This window comes from Shewanella dokdonensis (assembly GCF_018394335.1).
Taxonomy (GTDB): domain Bacteria; phylum Pseudomonadota; class Gammaproteobacteria; order Enterobacterales; family Shewanellaceae; genus Shewanella; species Shewanella dokdonensis.
In genome coordinates, this window is record NZ_CP074572.1 from 781629 (window position 1) to 800274 (window position 18646).

Sequence of the window (18646 nt, forward strand, 5' to 3'; positions counted from 1 at the left end):
GTCGATACCGACCTCCCGTTTGCCAATGAAAAAACGGTACCCGAAGATACCGTTTATCGAGTCCCGCAATTACTTGCTGTTGACCAGCTTGTCCAGAATGCCGTTCACAAACTTATGGCTGTCTTCTGCACCAAAGGTCTTTGCCAGTTCAATGGCTTCGTTAATTACCACTTTGAAGGGCGTATCTTTACGATAGGTCAATTCAAAAGCAGCCAGTCGCAGAATCGCTTTTTCTATCGGATCAACTTCATCCAGCGGGCGTTGTTCCAGATAAGGTGTCACCAGCTTATCCAACTCAGCCTGTTTGCCAGCTGTACCGACAAACAGCTCACGGAAATAGGGAACATCAACCCCATCGATGTTTTGCTCGGTCAGAAATTCGTGTTCAACGTCTGCAATATTGTTCCCGCTCAACTGCCATGAATACATGGCCTGTACCGCTAAACGGCGGGCTCTGCGGCGCTCAGAAGGTTTCATGCTATTTCCCGTTACAGATGTTGCTCAAGCTGTTGCAGCACGTTGATCATCTCTAGCAGACTCAGTGCAGCTTCGCCGCCTTTATTGCCCACTTTAACGCCTGCGCGGTCAATTGCCTGTTCAATGGTATCTGTGGTCAGCACGCCGAAAGAAACCGGAATATCAAATTCCAATGCCACGTGTGCCAGACCTTTGTTGCATTCACCGGCCACAAAATCAAAATGTGGTGTACCACCACGGATCACCGCGCCCAGCGCGATAATACCATCAAACTTACCACTGGCAGCGACGCGACGAGCGGTCAAAGGTAGCTCATAAGCACCAGGGACGCGGACAACGGTGATGTTGTCTTCATCTACTTGACCAAAGCGTTTCAGGGTATCCAGCGCCCCTTCCAACAGACTGTCCACAATAAAGCTGTTAAAGCGGGACACCACAATTGCCACTTTGGCATTTTTTGCTTCGATATTACCTTGAACCACGTTCATGTCGTTACCTAACTAAACTAAAGAGCACCCAGCTAAGGGCAAAAATTGGCGCTATGATAGCATGCAATCCCCACCTGCGCCGCTGAGATTTACGAAATTATCGCTTAATTACTGTCTGTCTCATCTGGAATATATTCGGTCACTTCCAGACCAAAGCCACCCAAGGAATGATAGCGTTTCACTGAACTCAGTAAACGCATGCGCTTAACCCCAAGCGTTGCCAGGATCTGTGAACCCACCCCAACCCGCTGCGAGGTTTTTGCAATCGTGCTGGCGGCAGTTGCTCGCCTTTGTCTTCGGCTTCAAAGGCTTTTACCTTGGCGATGATATCCGCCATAGGTTGCTGATTGCCCAGCAGCAACACCACACCGCCTTCTTTGCCGATAAGTGCCATGGCTTTATCCAGTGGCCAACTGCGGGCTTCGTCACGTTCGGAATACAACAGATCATGGAAAGTATTTTGCAAATGCACTCGCACCAGCAGGTTATCTTTGATCTCGCCACGCACCATCGCATAGTGCAGTTGGTTATCAATGGTGTCGCGGAAAGTATGCAGTTCAAACGCCCCAAACCGGGTTGGCAGTTTACATTTACCTTCTAAAATCACCGTGGTTTCAGTGTTGTTGCGGTATTCAATCAGATCCGCAATGGTGCCGACTTTGATGCCATGCGTTTCAGCAAAGGCTTCCAGTTGTGGCCGCCGCGCCATAGTGCCATCTTCATTGAGCACTTCCACAATCACAGCTGCGGGTTCTAACCCAGCTAAACGTGCCAGATCACAGCCTGGCTTCGGTATGACCAGCACGCACTAATACGCCACCATCTTGCGCCATCAACGGGAAGATATGTCCCGGCTGTACCAGATCTGACGGTTTAGCCTGTTTCGCAACGGCTTTTTGCACAGTGACGGCTCGATCCTGAGCACTAATGCCAGTAGTCACGCCTTCAGCGGCTTCGATAGATACGGTGAAGTTGGTAGAAAACGGTGCGCCGTTATCACGCACCATCAATGGCAGATGCAACTGCTGACAACGCGCTTTGCTCAAGGTCAGGCAGATAAGTCCACGGCCATAACGCGCCATAAAGTTAATGGCTTCCGGCGTAATTTTTTCGGCGGCAATGATAATATCGCCTTCGTTTTCCCGGTCTTCATCATCCATCAGGATCACCATTTTGCCCTGACGAATATCTTCGACGATCTCTTCAATACTGTGTAACGCCATGATACGACCCCATATACTTCAGGTTCCACACGCTGCGGTATCCAGCCCTGTGGTAGTTCAGTGTGATAAATTTTAACCTGTATTCAGCCATGCTCCAGTGCATAACCAGGAAATAAGTGCGACTAGCGGATAAATCCAGCCCGAGCAAGTTGCGCCAGTGAAACGCCACCACTGGCTTGTTCTGCTGATGTCTGTTGCATCAACCGCTCCAAGTAGCGCGCAATCTGATCCACTTCCAGATTGACCCTATCGCCCGCTTTCAACAATGGCATGGTGGTTTCGCCAGACGTGTGTGGCACTATGGTCAAACGGAAACGGTTACCACTGACTTCATTGACGGTCAGGCTGACGCCATCAATCGCAATCGAACCTTTGTGGGCAATATAACGCGCTAACGCCTGCGGCGCTTCCAGCCAGTATTCGGTGGCCTGACCACGGGCGCTAATTTCCAGTACCCGCGCCAGTCCATCGACATGACCACTGACCAGATGTCCGCCTAGGCGAGTGCTGGGCGTGACGGCTTTTTCCAGGTTCACTGCCTGACCAACTTGATAATGGTTAAAACCAGTGAGACTGACGGTTTCCGCCGAGATATCGGCAACATAGCCATCGGCTAACCGCTCAACCACGGTCAGGCATACGCCATTGGTGGCGATACTGTCACCTAACTGCACATCGTTTAAATCCAGCTTGCCGCTGGACACGGTTAGACGAATATCATCTCCGCGGCGCTCAATACGGCTGAGGCGACCAACGGCCTCAATGATCCCGGTAAACATGGTTAACACCCTAATTTCAGCGTCAGGCGATTATCGACGCCGACTTTACGTTGTTCAATTAATTGTAGTGCTGGAATTTGTGACAGCGTCTGGAATGACGGCAACTGCAATAAATTGCGGCCAGCAGCGCCAAGAATTTTGGGAGCTTGATACAAAATTAGCTGATCGGCCAAGCCACTACTCACAAAAGCGCCACATAAAATAGCACCAGCTTCGACTAATACTGAGTTGCAGTCTTGCCCCAGATGTTGCAGCAGCGCCGCTAAATCGATACGGCCATCAGTGCCGGGGAACTGCACACATTGCACATGCGCTGGCAGCGCCTTGATAAATTCAGAGGGATATGGCTGGCAACTCACCAGCAGCACCGCGCCAGGTAACTGAAGTAGGCGGGCATTAAGCGGCATCCGACAAGCACTATCCAGCACCACCCGTAAGGGTTGTAACAGCTCATCTTCGCTGAGTTGTTGCTGCAAATATCCCAACTGCGGATAACGCACATTCATGGAAGGATCATCAGCCAGCACAGTTCCAATGCCGGTGATAACTGCACAGTTTAATGCGCGTAGCCGCTGAACATCTTGCCGAGCTGCGGTGCCAGTAATCCATTTTGACTCGCCGTTCGCCAGCGCGGTTTTACCGTCAAGACTGGCCGCCAGTTTTACCGTCACATACGGCCGGCCACGTTCCATCCGTGATAAAAATCCTGGATTCAGTTGTCTGGCTTCGTCGGCTAACAAGCCGCTGACGACTTCGATTCCCGCATCTTGCAACATAGCAATACCGCGGCCGGCCACCTGCGGGTTAGGGTCAGTCATGGCAATCACTACCCGTTTCAGGCCGTGCTCAATTAGGCCTTTAGCACAAGGCGGCGTACGCCCATAGTGACTACAAGGCTCCAGCGTGACATAAGCCGTAGCACCGCGGGCTTTATCGCCCGCCATGCGCCAAGCATTAACTTCGGCATGCGGGCCACCCGCGCGCTGATGCCAACCTTCTCCAACTATGGTGCCATGACTATCGACCATAACGCAGCCAACGTTGGGATTGGGGCGAGTGGTATAACGGCCACGGCGAGCCAGCATAATTGCCCGGCTCATCATGGCGATATCAGTTGTTGACCACATGGTTATTTCTTCTGCCAGGCTGGCGATAGCGTCACCAAACTCCGAGACATCCTCAAAAGCGCGATACACAGAGGCAAAGCGGATATAAGCGACTTTATCTAGCTCAATCAGCTGATCCATCATCAGATTGCCAATCATCTCAGAGGTGACTTCGCGCTCACCTGTGGCACGCAGTGCCGATTTGATCCGGTTGATGGCTTCTTCGATTTTATCGATAGACACCGGGCGCTTTTCGGCGGCACGTAACATGCCGCCACGCAGTTTGTCTTCATCAAACGGTTGGCGGGAACCATCACGTTTGATCACCCGAGGCATCACCAATTCCGCGCTTTCAAAGGTGGTAAAACGTTCGTGACATAAAGTACACTCACGCCGCCGGCGAACCTGATGACCATCGGCCACCAACCTAGAATCAATCACTTTGGTATCGGTCGCACTGCAAAATGGACAATGCATCATGCCTCCTGCGCAAGTCAACGGAACGGTTCCTTAGCGGAACAGAAACAAAAATGGCCGCTGAATGCAGCGGCCATGCCAGTTTAATCGATCTGTTTAAAAAGGTTAACCGTAAACAGGGAAGCGGGCGCACAGTTCCAGCACTTTGGCTTTGACTGTAGCAATGACGGCTTCATCACTGGCGTTATCCAAGACATCACAGATCCAGCCAGTCAGCAGTTTGGCTTCTGCTTCTTTGAAACCGCGGCGGGTAATGGCAGGTGTGCCAATACGGATACCGGAAGTCACAAAAGGTGAACGTGGGTCGTTAGGCACTGAGTTCTTGTTAACCGTGATGTTAGCATGGCCAAGGGCAGCATCGGCTTCTTTACCGGTCAGTTCACGACCGATGAGATCTACCAGCATCAGATGGTTGTCAGTACCACCAGAAACGATCTTGTAGCCACGTTCCAGAAACACCTCAACCATGGCCTTGGCGTTGGTCACAACCTGCTGCTGATAAGCTTTAAATTCAGGTTCCAGCGCTTCTTTAAATGCCACCGCTTTACCGGCAATCACGTGCATCAGTGGGCCACCCTGACTACCAGGGAATACCGCAGAGTTGAGTTTCTTATACAGATCTTCATCATCGGCGGCAGACAGGATCAAACCACCGCGTGGCCCGGCCAATGTTTTGTGAGTAGTGGTTGTCACCACATGTGCGTGTGGGATTGGGCTGGGGTAAACACCTGCGGCCACCAGACCAGCAACGTGTGCCATATCCACAAACAGGAAAGCGCCCACTTTATCAGCGATTTCGCGCAATTTGGCCCAGTCAACGATACCGGAGTAAGCCGAGAAACCACCGATGATCATCTTAGGCTTATGTTCCAAAGCCAAGGTTTCCAGTTCGGCGTAATCAATCTTGCCCTGTGCATCTACACCGTAAGGAATAATATTGAACAGCTTGCCAGAGAAGTTAACTGGAGAGCCATGAGTCAAGTGACCGCCGTGGGCCAGATTCATCCCCAACACAGTGTCGCCAGGCTGTAACAATGCCATATAAACGGCATAGTTTGCCTGCGAACCTGAATGCGGCTGCACGTTGGCGTAAGTGGCACCAAACAGCTGTTTAGCACGGTCAATCGCAAGGTTTTCTACAACATCCACATATTCACAACCACCATAGTAGCGCTTGCCAGGGTAGCCTTCGGCGTACTTGTTGGTTAACTGCGAGCCTTGGGCCTGCATGACCCGTGGACTGGTGTAGTTTTCGGAAGCGATCAGCTCAATGTGTTCTTCCTGACGACGGTTCTCATCTTCAATAGCCTGGAACAGCTCCGCATCATAATCGGCGATGTTCATACTCTTCTTCAGCATTGGTTACTCCAGCTGGACAGTCTTATCGGTAGGGTTGCGCGTATTCTACTCTGCTCTGCGTCACAATCCCAGCGCAGCGGGTGATGAAAATCCTTCTGCTAGAAGATGACAGTGTTTCACTTTGCGAACAGCAACCGCCATTTTTTACGCGCCAGCCCGTCACTTGCAATACCCTAACAGCAATGCCAGTATCAGGAAACGCTGAGATAACAATCAAGGTAAATATCAGAGATGAAAGTGTTACTGCTGCCACCGCTGCTAGCACTGCTAACGGGGTGCGCCAGTTATGTTGCCAGCCAGATTGCCGAGCCACAGCGACATCCCGCCATCATCAATGCGCCGGCAGATTTTTACAGTGCCATGCAGTTACAACAACACTATGATTGCCAATCGCCTTGTATCCATTATGTTAGCGGAGCACCCTGGCCCCAATCCGCACAGAGCACGGAGCTGCAAGACAGTGTCTTTGGTGGCAGAACCGAGATAACTGCCAGTGACTTTCAGGTTCAAGGAACCGTGGTGTTATTACACGGTTACGGTGATAACTGGAGCTGGATGACACCTTGGAGTTTCTATTTTCAGAGCCGCGGCTTTCATACGCTAATGCCAGACTTACCCGGGCAAGCGGGCACCACTGTGGCCGATTTCAGTTTCGGTGCCCGAGATGTCAATTATCTGGAACCTTGGTTTAATCAACTACCAACAACACGTCCGTTAATCGTGCTAGGGCACTCAATGGGGGCGATAAGCGCGACTTATCTAGCAAAAGCCATCGCTGCCGATGCTTTGGTATTATTAGCGCCCAGTAGCCCGTTAGCTCAGGCAGCCCCCAGTGCGGCAAAAGCCTTTGATCCTTTTTTGAGTTTGCTAGTTCCCGATGCCAGTATTAATGCTGGCACCCAACAAGCACTAAAACAACTGCGTATAAAAGATGTTGATACCGATCTTCGGGTCATGCTTAACGGTTGGGATAAGCCAACACTGGTTGTGAGTGCCCAGCAGGACGAAGTGATTTCGCAAAGCTGGGCGGCGCAACTGCATAGCTTGCAGATGCAGCAATATCAGCAACAGGGCAATCATACAGCCGTGCTAAAACCGCATCAGCAGGAACAACAGTTAATGGATAGATGGCTCAAAACCGTGCTGCAACTGCTGGGGTCAACACCAGCAGTGCAGTAATGTGGATAGAAAATAAGTGATTCAATAAAGATCGCGGTGATAACGTCCTTGCTGCTGCAACGTTTGCAATTGAGCCTCACCCAATAGCTGCTGCAACACTTGTTGTACCCCGGCACCTATGCCTTCGATGGCACCACACACATAGAGATGGGCGCCATCACGCAGATAATGCTGGAGACGGTCGCCCTCGGCCTCTAGGCACTGCTGCACATATCGTCCATTAGACCGCGACCAGGCAAAATCCAGATGGGTCAACAAGCCTTCAGCCACAAACGCCTGTAACTCAGCACCATAGTAGTTATCCTGCTCGGCGTAACGCTCACCAAATAACAACCATATGGGCGTTTTATACCCTTGTTGGCGCCGCTGCGCTAAAAACCTAAATATGGTGCTAGCCCGGTACCGGCGCCTAGCAGTATCAAAGGCACATCGGCCGGAGGCAGGTGGAAATTGCTATGAGGTTTCAGTCGAACCTGCCATTCACTGCCAACTTTGGCTGTTGCCAACGCCCCAGACGCCCGCCCCTCAAAGCCGTTACTGTTAAGCACGCGCCTGACCATCAGTTGCAACGCATTATCCATGCTAGCAATTGAATAACTACGGGCTGTCAGCGGAGCCGCAGCATTGGCATACGCCTGAGGCGTCAAGCCGTGTTCTGTCACCGTAAACGCTTCCAGATACTGCGCTTGCGCTTGCCAGAGCGGCATAATCCCGGCGGGGGTGCTGACCATCACGTCACCATCCAGCCCTTGTAGTTGCAAGTGTTGGCGACTGCGGCTTTCTGACCATATGGGCAACACCTCAAGAATGTCCCCCGCTTGCCAACTGCCTTGCAGTGCTAGTTCCAGATGATGTACCGGTCTGTCGCTGCCGGGATTAAGACAGCGGTTTTCCAGCAACGTAGCCGACTGCCAACTATCGGCGGCCAATGATGCATGCTCCAGTTTCAATGTTTGAGCCAGCGCATCACTCCAGTCTTGCAGCGCTTGTTCGGCGCCACGATCCACCTCTTGCAGTGGCAACAGTGTTGCCGCACCAAGTTCACTGAAGCGCTGGGCTAACCAATGCCCAAACGCGCAGAACTGCTGATATTGACGGTCGCCAAAGGCCAGCACCGCCACGTTGACATGGTTGAGTTTCACAGCCGCGGCCGCCAACTGCTGCTGGAACAGCAAGGCACTGTCAGGCGCTTGCCCTTCACCATAAGTAGCGGCGAGTAACAACACCTGTTGATAGGCACCAAACTCCTGCGGCTGCATATTCGCCATAGAGCGCAGATGGACACCCTGTCCTTGCTGTTCTAACCAGAGCTTAAGTCGCTGTCCGTACGCTGCCGCAGTACCACTCTGGCTGGCATAGGCGATCAGGGTCGATGCGGTGCCACTGGCCTGTTCCTTAGGACGCGCCCGCCGATTGAAAAACAGCCAGATACCGGTAATCGCAAAAGAGCCGAAAGCTAGCCCTGACAAAGACCAAATCACCCGCCCCGGCAGCCCAAAATAACTGCCAGTATGGAAGGCATACATGTTAGCTAACAGGTAATCACCGCCACGAAGTTCGGCATAACGTTGCTGCTGTAGCAGATGACCAGCCGCATCAAATGTCAGCGCAGAATACGCTCTGGAATGAGGCGCATCCGGTTCCAGATAACGCACCCGCACTTCGCCATTGGCTTCACGGGGCAGATACCAGCGGGCATAACGGCCATCTGGTTTTACTGCTAAAAAGCTACGCCAGACTGCATCGGCATCGGCGCTTATGTTTGCATCGGCCTTGATAGTTGGCGGTTCTGGAGAAGCCAGCAGCTGTTTGAGCCCACTACGATACCAATCAAAGGCAAACCAAGGGCCTGTCAATGCCATGATAAAGATAGGAATAAATAACCAAGTGCCTAAAACGGCGTGAAATTGCCATAAAGCCAGTCGGCCCTTGCTGCCACGCTTCCACCATAACCAGTCTTTAATACTGCTTAAACGATCCGGTGCGCGCCGGATAAACCCGGCGATCAACAGAATAATCGCCATCAAGGCCGCGGTGCCAGTGATCACACTGCCGATGGAATTGGGCAACAGTAGCCAACGATGTAATGCCATCACCTCAGCAAAAAATTCGCTAATTGCTGGGCGCGCGCCAAGGATCTCCCCGGTATAAGGATTAAAGATCCGCCATTCCCGCTGCTTGCTTTGGCGGTCTTGATAAAGTGCCCGCCCCGGCAGTTGAGGTTCAGACTCCAGATAGATGCGTTGCAGCATTTTGCCCGGCAACTGCAACTTAGGGGCAAGCTCAGGCATTGGCAGCAAACGCTCAGCGACTGCTACTTCCGGCCTCGGCCACATGGCCGTTATATCATCTTCTAACGCCAACAGCGCCCCGGTGGCACCGACAACTAACAGGACCAACGCGCTGGCAAGACCCAACCACTGATGAATGCGAAAACTGATTCGCTGACGCCAATTTCCAGACATAATCTACATGAGAATGATTTTTATTAGTGTGTATGATACCGATAAAACAATGGCTGGCAACCCCAACGCATTGTCTATGCTGATGAGCAGCATGGCATGGAATAATTAACAACGGGTTAAATGATCAATAACGGAATTGTTGTACCAGCTCATCCTGAGCCTGCACCAGTTGTTCCAGATGTTGGCTAGCGCTAACAAATCCGCTAATGCCTTGGTAGTTGTTTTCGGTGATGGCGGCAATCTGTTGCAGATTTGCCGAAATATGTTCCGTGGTACTCTGTTGTTCCACCGCAGCACTGGCTATCTGTTCACTGTTTCGGCTTACCGTGACGATCAACTGGCGAATATCTTCCATACTGGCATCCGCCTTGGCACTTTGTTGCAGATCGGCATCCATTTGCTGCTGACACTGCTGCATGAGCGTCACCGTGCTTTGAGCCCCCAGTTGCAACTGCTCAATGATACTCTTAATGGTGTTGGCTGATTCGGCGGTCTGTTGCGCCAAAGTACGCACTTCACTGGCAACCACCGCAAAACCACGGCCATGATCACCGGCGCGGGCGGCTTCGATGGCGGCGTTCAATGCCAGCAGGTTGGTCTGTTCTGCCACACCGCGAATAACATCCAGCACGCCACCTATCTGCTGCGAAGAGTTATCGACACTTTGCAGCGACAGCGCCGCCTGTTGCAACTGTGCCGCCAGTCGGTGACTTCCTGCAATAGTCTCGCGCACCTGTTCACGGCCCAAGTTTACCGCCTGTTCCATGGTCAGCACGCTGTCCAGCGATGCGGCGGCAGACTGTGCCACTTCTTGCACCGCGGCGCCCATCTGCCCCATAGCAGCGGTGACTTGCAGCGTTTGTTGCCGTTGTTGCTCCAATGATTGGTGGGCATCACCTGCCTGTTGCCGATTCTCGCTGGCAACTTGTGTTAACTGTGCCGCACCCTGATTCAGTTGCGTCAGTAACTGGCGAATATGCGCCAGTAGCTGATTGGTGCTGTCAGCCAGTAACCCAAACTCATTATGACTTTGGTAAGCCACATTACGGGTAATATCGCCGCCCACCGCCGCACGCTGTACGGCTAGCAATTCCAGCAGCGGACGCTTAATGGAGCGGTAGATATTCACCGCCACCAGCAGCGCCAATAGCAATGATACCCCCAGGAGTCCGAGCGACAACCAGAAGCCCAGTTCCAGTGAGCCGTGGATCTTGTTTGCACCCTGCTCCACCCGCTCATGAGCGACCTGATCGACCGTGCCCAACACCGCCGTAGCGTAATCGATACTGCCGCCGGTTAGCTCGGTCAAGGATGCTAACTCTGTGGTTGCGGCAATGTATTGCTGTTGCATCTGCAACATTTTATCCAGCAATTCACTGAGCGCCGTGGCTGCTGGCTGTGCGGCAGCATCGCTCCGCGCCTGTTGTACCGCGTCAGTGGCTCGCGACATGGCAAAATCATCTTCAGCTTCCAGCAGTTGCAACATCGCACTTTGCAGACCGGAAATATCGACGCCCTGCGCTGCAACAGCCACCGCAGTTTCACGCCATTGATGCCGCAACGCATCCAATTGAGTCAGCGCCTGTAGCTGTGCCAGATGTTGCTGCCCTAAGGTTTTGCCTTGTGTGAAATAATCTTCATCCAAGCTATCGAGCGGGGAGATTAACGATTGCAGCTCTTCGTTGTCGCCAGCAATCTGTTTCAACTGCGCCAGCGCTGCCGCAAAGTTTTGCTGTAACTCGCCAAAATTGTTGATAGTGGTGATGGTCAAGTGTTCATCTTTAATACCGGGAACTGTCTTTAGCTGGCGATCCGCATTCAGTAACACTTGTGCTAAGGCGTTGGCTTTCAGCACCAGAGGCGTGGTTTTGTCGGTCATCGTTGCGACCTGATGCCGCACCTGCGCTGATGCGAGCATATTGGTAACGCTGCCAAACAGCAGGCACAACACCAACAACAACAGCCCAAGCATCACTTTTTGAGTGAGTGATAGTCGCATCCGCGCCAGTAGTGCATGCGGAAGTTTTGACACATTTGACAAGAGTCTGACCATAAACAGCAGCTTTCCCGGAACCTACCCCTGGACAATGACCGAGTTTAAGACGTTTTGATGACACGCAGATGACAGTGAGCGCCGCCAAACGGTTACCGACAAGCGCCGTAAATTATTTCAAAAAGTTAATATTTATAAGGAGATGTGTCTGTAGCAACGACATCTCGGGGGTTTGTACAAACTTTTGAGGAAATTTACGTAATCCTTACACTTTTCCCATTTGCAGCGCTACCTATGTCGATATACTGCCGACATTACTAATTTTCGGCCCACAGGTCCGACAGGCATCAGGATAAAACTGCCAAAATGAAAAAGTCTTCCAAACGCAAACTGGTGATCTTGGTGATCATCGCACTGGTTGTACTGGCTGCCGTGCTGTTCGTTACGATGCGTAAGCCGCCAGCGCCAAGCTACGCGACTGAAGCGGTACACCGTGGCAACATTGAAAACACTGTGCTAGCCAACGGCATGTTGCAAGCCTATAAGCTGGTAAGTGTTGGTGCCCAGGTATCGGGGCAGATCAAAAACCTGCCAGTGACCTTGGGGCAGCAAATCAAAAAAGGCGATTTGATTGCGCAGATAGACAGCTTGAGCCAACAGAATAATCTGAAAGAAGCCCAAGCATCACTCAACAGCATCAATGCGCAATACCGAGCAAAACAGGCACAAATCAAGCAAGCGCAGCTGGAATATGACCGCCAGAAAGCGATGCTGGCAGACAATGCCAGTTCTCGCGCCGAATATGAAAGTGCTGATGCCACGCTGACGGTTTACCAAGCGGAACTGAAACAGTTACAAGCGCAAAAAGAACAGGCAGAAATTCAAGTCGACAGCGCCAAAGTCAATCTGGGGTACACCACCATTAGTGCGCCGATGGATGGCACTGTGGTTTATACCGCCGTTGAAGTCGGTCAAACTGTGAACGCCAATCAAACCACCCCGACCATAGTGGAGATTGCTCAGTTGGATACTATGACCATCAAGGCCCAGATCTCCGAGGCCGATGTGGTGAACGTCCATCCAGGGCAGGAAGTGTATTTCACCATTCTCGGCAAGCCGTACCACAAGTATCGCGCCAAACTACGTGCCATCGAACCGGGCCCGACCTCCATGGATGGCAACGACAAAGATATGACCTCCAGCGATTCTGATGCCATCTATTTCAACGGGTTGTTTGATGTTGAGAATCCCGATCGCATATTGCGCATTGGCATGACCGCACAAGTGTCTATCGTATTGAAACAAGCCAAAGATGTGTTGCTGGTGCCCGCACAAATCCTGGTGCAAAAGAGTGGCCGCCCTCAAAATACCGCGGCTAAAAACTCAACACCTGCGGCCTCACAGCCATCTGCTGGCGAACATAAACGTCCGGTAACGAATAACGCTGGCGTTAACTATCTGGTGCCAGTGCTGGTAAATGGGCAGGTGCAATATCGTGATGTCAAAGTCGGCATCAATAACAAAATCAATGCTGAAATTACTGACGGGCTCAAAGAGGGTGAAGAAGTGATCATCGGCATGCCGTCCTCTGACAGTGATAATCGTTTCCGTCGCCCGCCAATGAGATTTTAATTGATGAGTAAACCTTTACTTGAAATCACCGGTGTCTATCGCTCGTTTGCCGCGGGTGAGCAGCAACTGACGGTGCTGAAAGACGTCAATCTCAGCATAGCGCGCGGTGAAATGGTCGCTATTGTCGGGGCATCTGGCTCCGGCAAGTCCACCTTGATGAATATCCTCGGCTGTCTCGACAAACCCAGCCAAGGCAAGTATTTCATCAACGGTCAGGATACTTCGGCGATGGAAGCCGATGAATTAGCCGAACTGCGCCGTGAACATTTCGGTTTTATCTTCCAGCGTTATCACCTGCTGGGCGATTTGACGGCGGTCGGCAATGTCGAAGTACCGGCCGTTTACGCCGCCAAAGATAGGCAGCAACGTCGTGAACGCGCAGAACTGCTGCTAAGCCGCCTCGGCTTAGGCGATCGCCTAGATCATAAACCCAGCCAGCTCAGTGGTGGTCAACAGCAACGGGTGAGTGTGGCGCGCGCCTTGATGAATGGTGGCGATGTGATTCTGGCAGATGAGCCCACCGGAGCACTCGACAGCCACAGCGGTGAAGAGATGATGACGCTGTTGCAGGAGCTGCATCACGATGGCCATACCATCATTATTGTGACCCACGATATGCACGTGGCGCAGTATGCCGATCGCATCATCGAAATTAAAGATGGGGTGATATTTGCCGATCATCGCAAGCAACAGTGTGCCGATATCGCCGATGTCAAAGCAGATACCAAGCCCAAGCGCAGTTGGTTTGGCGGGTTAGATAGATACAGCGAGGCGCTGAAAATGGCGCTCTTGGCAATGTCATCGCATCGTCTGCGTACCTTTCTGACCATGTTGGGGATCATTATCGGTATTGCCTCGGTCGTGTCAGTCGTGGCGTTGGGTGAAGGCTCGCGGCAGGCGATATTGAAAAACATCAGCTCGATGGGCACCAATACCATCGATATTCGCCCTGGTAGCGGTTTTGGCGATAGGCGCGCCGGACGCATCCGCACCCTGACCGCCAATGATGCCGAATCACTGAAAAACCTGCCTTATGTTGACAGCGTCACCCCGACCATCAGCACCAGTGCCACTATCCGTTACGCTAATCAGGCGGTATCAGCATCGGTGTCAGGGGTCGGCCCGGAATATTTCCGGGTACGCGGCTATGAACTGGCCGAAGGCCAATATTTTGATGACGCTAGCGTCGATGCACTAGCACAGGAAGCGGTGATTGATTACAACACCGAAAAACAGCTGTTTCCCAACCAAGATGCGCTAGGTCAGGTGATATTTCTTGGCAATCTGCCCGCTCGCATCATTGGCGTCACCCAGAAAAAGAGAGTGCTTTTGGTAATAACGATGCACTTACGGTCTGGGTGCCGTACACCACTGTGGGTGGGCGCATGGTAGGGCAGCATTATCTTGGCGGGATCACAGTTCGCATCAACCAGTCAGCCCCCAGCAATGCGGCAGAACAAGGCATTATCACACTGCTGAAAATGCGCCACGGCACGCAGGATTTCTTCACTATCAATACGGATACCATCCGGCAGAATATTGAAAAAACGACTGCCACCATGACCTTGTTGATCTCGGCCATCGCAGTCATATCGCTGGTAGTTGGCGGTATTGGCGTGATGAATATCATGCTGGTGTCGGTAACAGAACGCACTCGAGAAATAGGGGTACGCATGGCCGTTGGCGCGCGCCAAGGCGATATTTTGCGGCAATTCTTGATTGAAGCCGTGCTGGTGTGCCTGTGTGGCGGTATCTTGGGGATTGCCCTGTCGTTCCTGATAGGCGCGGCGTTCTCCTCTGCCAGCACTGATTTCAAAATGATCTATTCCACCACATCCATTGTGGCGGCCTTCGCCTGCTCTACCTTGATTGGCGTACTGTTTGGCTTCTTGCCTGCACGTAATGCCGCCCAGTTGGATCCGGTAGAAGCCTTGGCCCGGGAGTAATGCAATGAAGCATAAAGATGTATTCCGTATTTCAGCAATCGCTATCTGTATCAGTGCATTGAGTGGTTGTGGCGTGTTTACCCGCAGCGATTTTCAAGCACCTGAGGTGAACATTCCCGCCAATTGGCAACTGACCAGTGTTAACCAGCAAGTCAGTCTTGACCCTTGGTGGCAAAAATTCCATAACCCGGAACTCAACCAACTGATTGCTGTCGTCTTAACAACCAATAACGATCTGGCATTAGCCACGCTGACCTTGCAAAAAGCACGGTTACAGGCAGGGTTAAGCCGTACCGACATGTGGCCGCAACTGTCGGCCAGCACCTCAGCCAGCAAGAGCAAGCCGCTGGACGGCGGTGACAGCAATACTAGCTACCAGGCCAACCTGTCAGTGAGCTACGAAGTGGATCTGTGGGGAAAAGTCGCGGCCGATGTGGATGCGGCCAGTTGGAACGCTATGGCTAGCGCCGAAGACCGGGAGAGTACCGCCCAGAGTCTGGTGGCGACCACCGCCTCACTTTACTGGCAGATTGGCTATCTAAAACAACGCATTACACTCAGTCAAAACAGCATTGATTATGCCAAACAAACCTTACAGTTAACGCAGAATCAATATGCTGCTGGAGCGGTTTCAAACTCAATGTGCTGGAAGCCCAACGTAATCTGGCAGGACAGGAATCCAGCCATAGCGAGCTGCTACAACAATTGACCGAAGCACAGAACGCTTTGGCAATATTGTTCAACCAGCCGCCAACACAACTGCCATTGCAGATAACAAAACTGCCTGACGGCGCCGTGCCAGAAATTGCTGCCGGGGTGCCAGCGGACTTACTGGTGCGTCGGCCGGATGTCAAAGCCGCGCTGTACTCGCTACGCTCCGCGCTTGCCAGCAAAGATGCCACCTTTGCCGGTTATTTCCCCACCTTGAATCTGACCGGCTCCGTGGGCGATTCATCCAGCGAGCTAAAAGAACTGCTACGAAACCCAATCGGCACACTCGGTGCGGGGCTGACCTTGCCGTTTTTGCAGTGGAACCAGATGAAAATCAACAACAAGATTGCCGATGTTGATTATCAGACGGCGGTGATAACTTACCGTAAAACACTGTATCAGGCGTTTGAAGACGTGGATAACGCTATTTCAGCCAGACGCCAGTACGCCTATCAAGGTGAGAAATTACAGTTGCAGTATGACGCGGCGGCGGCAGCGGAGAAAATTTACGAGAGTCAGTATCGCCACGGCGCGATTGCCATTCAGAACTGGTTAGATGCCCAGGAAAATCGACGTAGCGCCGAAGAATCACTGCTGCAAAACCGCTACAACCAACTGACGGCCCAGGCGACCCTATATCAGGCGCTTGGCGGTGGCGAGGTAGCACCAGCGCAACCCTAACTATAGCCTCGGGCGTCAAAAGCGATATTTAATAGCGTTTTTGGCGCCTTAATTCCCAGGGCAAGCAAAGGTCTTTGTGTGGCCATGTTTTAATCAACTTATTAATAAATAAAAACTAAATTAAAATATATCGAATCTTGATTCAAAGTTTCTTAATTACCTCAAATCAATCAATTAATTTTTTATAATCAACGCCCATTATTCTCATGTCTGTGTAATGACAAATGAAGATTACGCTAAAAACTCGCCTGTTAGGCGCTAGTCTGGCTGCGGTATTGATTGTGTCTGTCATCCTTAGCTCACTTTCTTTCAGTGCCATCCAGCAAACGTCGCTTAACCAGACGCAAGAGCAAATTCAGCAAACCGGAGAACTATTTGCCTATAACATTGGCACTTGGTTTGATGGCAAAAAAACCGGTTTACTGAGTTTGAAGCGTTCCTTAGAAGCGATGCCCGCCAACCAAGACCCCACATTTCTGCTCGCCTATGCTCAGCGTGCCCTCGATTACAGTTTGTCTATGTACGGTAATGAACAGGGTGAGATGTATCGCCATGATCCCGCGCTATACGTTGCGGGGTTTGATCCGCGGGTGCGCGGCTGGTACAAAAGGGCCAAAAGCACTGGACAATTGATTATTGAACCACCGCATATCAGTAGTTCATTGCAAAAAATGGTTGTCACTTTTTGTGCACCGGTGATAGACCAGACAGGCAAAACCAAAGGGGTGGTTGGCAGCAATGTGACTTTAACCAAAATCACCGATAAGCTGGCCAAGCTCAAAGTGCCAGGCAAGGGGTTTACCGCCTTGCTCCAGCAGGATGGCAAGCTGATAAGTTATCCAGATAAATCTTTTGATAACAAGCCACTCACAGATGTAGATCCGCGATTCACGCATCAATGGTTGCAGCAACTGTCCTCGCACAACTCACTCTATGAAGACAGTTTCCAGGGCAATCAAAAATTGTTCTATCTCGCTGATATTCCTGGTAGCGATTGGTCATTGCTGTTTGTGATGAACAAAGACGTCATTATGGCCGAAGCGAATCAGTTGACCTTCACCATGATCGTCACCGCCATCATTGCCATATTGTTGTTTGCGGTAGTCCTTATCATTATCTTTCGCAGCCAGTTCCGCGATCTGGAAAACGTTTCCAAAGCGTTGAATTCAATTGCCAGCGGCGGTGGCGATTTAACAGTGCGAATTAATACCCGTCACCAATATGATGAAATAGGCCAACTGGCACAGGGCTTTAATCGTTTTGTGGCGTTACTGGCACAAATGGTAGGACGGCTTGGCGATGTCTCACGCAATTTGACCGAAGAAGCCGGAACCAGTCGCCAAGTGGCCGAAAGCAATCGTCGCGAGATTGTCAAACAGTTGGACGATGTCACTATGGTCGCCACGGCGGTGACAGAAATGGCCTCCGCCACTCAGGAAATTTCCAGTAACGCGCAAACCGCAGCACAAACCGCCGAACAAGCGGTAACACTGGCAGAATCTGGACAGCAACAAGCCGGTCAGTCGCGGCAATCCATTCGGCAACTGGCAACGGAAGTGGGCAATGCTACGGCGATTATTGCCGAGCTGGATCAGCATTCACGGCAAATCAACAGTATCTTGTTGACGATCAGTGATATTGCAGAACAAACCAATTTACTGGCACTCAATGCCGCCATTGAAGCCGCTCGCGCCGGTGAACAAGGCCGCGGTTTTGCCGTAGTGGCCGATGAAGTCCGGGTACTGTCACAGCGCACTCACGCCTCGACCCAAGAAATTCAAGTGATGATTGCAACGCTACAAGAGATTGCGGCCAGTGCCGTGACCACTATGAATAAAAGCAATCAGATGACCGATGTCAGCGTTACCGATGTCGAAGCGGCCAATGCCAGTCTGCAACAGATAAGTGCGGCTATCGGCCAGATTTCTGATATGGCGCGGCAGATAGCCACTGCGGCAGAGGAGCAAACATCAGTTACCGCAGAAATTAACCGCAATACTGAATCCATCCGTGAAGTCTCAGGTGGGCTGTCAACGGAAGCGGAAACATCCGCTAAGCAAGCTCAAACCCTGGAATCCTTGGCGCAACGTCTGGCAACCGAGGTGGGACAGTTCCGTATATAACTTGGGA

Annotated in this window: 12 protein-coding genes and 4 pseudogenes; 5 read left to right on the forward strand and 11 right to left on the reverse strand. The window is 51.7% G+C overall.

Annotated elements, in window-relative coordinates; genetic code table 11:
- Window positions 1-69: 69 nt before the first annotated feature.
- The 8 genes and pseudogenes from nusB to glyA all read right to left on the reverse strand — a co-directional run bounded on the left by nusB (window position 70) and on the right by glyA (window position 5909).
- Window positions 70-477 carry a transcription antitermination factor NusB gene (nusB, locus tag KHX94_RS03735; RefSeq protein WP_213682414.1) on the reverse strand — a complete coding sequence of 136 codons (408 nt, stop codon included), beginning with the start codon at window positions 475-477 and terminating at the stop codon, window positions 70-72.
- An 11-nt stretch (window positions 478-488) separates the two neighbouring features.
- Entirely contained in the window at window positions 489-965 is a 477-nt protein-coding gene (ribH, locus tag KHX94_RS03740) for a 6,7-dimethyl-8-ribityllumazine synthase (RefSeq protein WP_213682415.1), read from the reverse strand.
- 104 nt (window positions 966-1069) lie between these two features.
- Window positions 1070-1770 (reverse strand): annotated as a pseudogene (locus tag KHX94_RS21360) (3,4-dihydroxy-2-butanone-4-phosphate synthase).
- Window positions 1742-2188, reverse strand: coding sequence for a 3,4-dihydroxy-2-butanone-4-phosphate synthase (gene ribB / locus KHX94_RS21365; protein WP_342345806.1), 447 nt, complete (start codon window positions 2186-2188; stop codon window positions 1742-1744). The pseudogene KHX94_RS21360 and the gene ribB overlap by 29 nt, the downstream one beginning before the upstream one ends.
- Window positions 2189-2310: 122 nt before the next feature.
- On the reverse strand, window positions 2311-2967 hold the full coding sequence (locus tag KHX94_RS03750; RefSeq protein WP_213682416.1) for a riboflavin synthase: 657 nt from the start codon (window positions 2965-2967) through the stop codon (window positions 2311-2313).
- A gap of 2 nt (window positions 2968-2969) precedes the next feature.
- Entirely contained in the window at window positions 2970-4094 is a 1125-nt protein-coding gene (ribD, locus tag KHX94_RS03755) for a bifunctional diaminohydroxyphosphoribosylaminopyrimidine deaminase/5-amino-6-(5-phosphoribosylamino)uracil reductase RibD (protein WP_244859417.1), read from the reverse strand.
- A gap of 27 nt (window positions 4095-4121) precedes the next feature.
- Window positions 4122-4553 (reverse strand): annotated as a pseudogene (gene nrdR / locus KHX94_RS20155) (transcriptional regulator NrdR); the annotation flags it as partial.
- A gap of 102 nt (window positions 4554-4655) precedes the next feature.
- Window positions 4656-5909 carry a serine hydroxymethyltransferase gene (glyA, locus tag KHX94_RS03760; protein WP_213682418.1) on the reverse strand — a complete coding sequence of 418 codons (1254 nt, stop codon included), beginning with the start codon at window positions 5907-5909 and terminating at the stop codon, window positions 4656-4658.
- 231 nt (window positions 5910-6140) lie between these two features.
- Here glyA and KHX94_RS03765 point away from each other — a divergent pair, with 231 nt between their 5' ends.
- On the forward strand, window positions 6141-7088 hold the full coding sequence (locus tag KHX94_RS03765; protein WP_213682419.1) for an alpha/beta hydrolase: 948 nt from the start codon (window positions 6141-6143) through the stop codon (window positions 7086-7088).
- A gap of 21 nt (window positions 7089-7109) precedes the next feature.
- On the opposite strand, the gene KHX94_RS03770 is transcribed toward KHX94_RS03765, so the two are convergent.
- The 3 genes from KHX94_RS03770 to KHX94_RS03780 all read right to left on the reverse strand — a co-directional run bounded on the left by KHX94_RS03770 (window position 7110) and on the right by KHX94_RS03780 (window position 11606).
- Window positions 7110-7421, reverse strand: a complete 312-nt coding sequence (locus tag KHX94_RS03770; RefSeq protein WP_244859315.1) for a ferredoxin reductase domain-containing protein — start codon at window positions 7419-7421, stop codon at window positions 7110-7112.
- 38 nt (window positions 7422-7459) lie between these two features.
- Window positions 7460-9553, reverse strand: coding sequence for a PepSY domain-containing protein (locus KHX94_RS03775; protein WP_213682420.1), 2094 nt, complete (start codon window positions 9551-9553; stop codon window positions 7460-7462).
- A gap of 124 nt (window positions 9554-9677) precedes the next feature.
- Window positions 9678-11606, reverse strand: coding sequence for a methyl-accepting chemotaxis protein (locus KHX94_RS03780; protein WP_213682421.1), 1929 nt, complete (start codon window positions 11604-11606; stop codon window positions 9678-9680).
- Window positions 11607-11912: 306 nt separating this feature from the next.
- On the opposite strand from KHX94_RS03780, the gene KHX94_RS03785 reads away from it, so the two are divergent.
- From KHX94_RS03785 to KHX94_RS03800, 4 genes and pseudogenes are all read left to right on the forward strand, one after another.
- Window positions 11913-13178, forward strand: coding sequence for an efflux RND transporter periplasmic adaptor subunit (locus KHX94_RS03785; protein WP_213682422.1), 1266 nt, complete (start codon window positions 11913-11915; stop codon window positions 13176-13178).
- A 3-nt stretch (window positions 13179-13181) separates the two neighbouring features.
- A pseudogene (locus KHX94_RS03790) lies at window positions 13182-15124 on the forward strand (MacB family efflux pump subunit).
- Between the two features lie 4 nt (window positions 15125-15128).
- Window positions 15129-16516 (forward strand): annotated as a pseudogene (locus tag KHX94_RS21370) (efflux transporter outer membrane subunit).
- A gap of 224 nt (window positions 16517-16740) precedes the next feature.
- Window positions 16741-18639, forward strand: coding sequence for a methyl-accepting chemotaxis protein (locus tag KHX94_RS03800; RefSeq protein WP_213682423.1), 1899 nt, complete (start codon window positions 16741-16743; stop codon window positions 18637-18639).
- Window positions 18640-18646: the final 7 nt, after the last annotated feature.